1 protein-coding gene is annotated in these 629 nt (G+C 65.3%); it reads left to right on the top strand.

All coding sequences use genetic code 11. The features are described from left to right. Positions 1–501, top strand: a 501-nt coding sequence (locus A5780_RS09895) for a hypothetical protein (protein ID WP_231982908.1), incomplete at its 5' end; no start/stop codon positions are given. Positions 502–629 lie beyond the last annotated feature (128 nt).

The raw sequence follows: 629 nt of genomic DNA, 5'->3' as shown, positions 1-629 counted from the left end.
CCTGGTCGCCGAGGAGAGTTGGCGACTTGGGACGCCAGGGCGATTGCCTGTGGCTTCTGCGATCCCCTGTGGAATGTTGTGGCGGCCAACCAGCAGTTCCAGAGCCTGTTTCCCGGCCTGGACCGAGCCGAGAACAACCTCGCCTTCTGGCGATTCTCCTCGGCTGACGATTCGTGTCGCCAGGGTCCCGAGGAGGACGCCCAGTTCTTCGTGGCGACTCTACGTGCGGCGTTGGGTCGCTTCCGCGACGCGCCGGAGGGAGCCCGGCTCCTTCGACGACTCGCCGGCAGTGCCCGATTCGCTGGGCTGTGGCGTAGCGGTGTCGAGGTCGCCTACGACGTTGGTCCGTCTCCCCGCCGCTGGGGCGACCGGGATGAACTGGTCAGCGTGCAGGTCACCGAGCTCGTCGAGGAACCCGGGGTTCGCTTGTTCTTGGCGTATCGATCACACGCTGCCGGGCATCAGGGCGCGGACGACGTTGGGGCACAACCTGCTTCATAGTGTGAGAGAGGTGTTGGTGTGTCGACTGATAAGCATCCAGACACCACAGATTTTGAGGACGCCGCGGATGCAGTGGCGGCCCCGCACGAGTCGACCTACCCGGTCTCTGTCGGCGCTCGCGCTCTGCA

The sequence above is a fragment of the Nocardia sp. 852002-20019_SCH5090214 genome (assembly GCF_001665865.1).
GTDB lineage: Bacteria > Actinomycetota > Actinomycetes > Mycobacteriales > Mycobacteriaceae > Nocardia > Nocardia nova.
The sequence above is the reverse complement of the archived record's forward strand: the minus strand, read 5'-3'. Positions and strand labels throughout refer to the sequence as shown.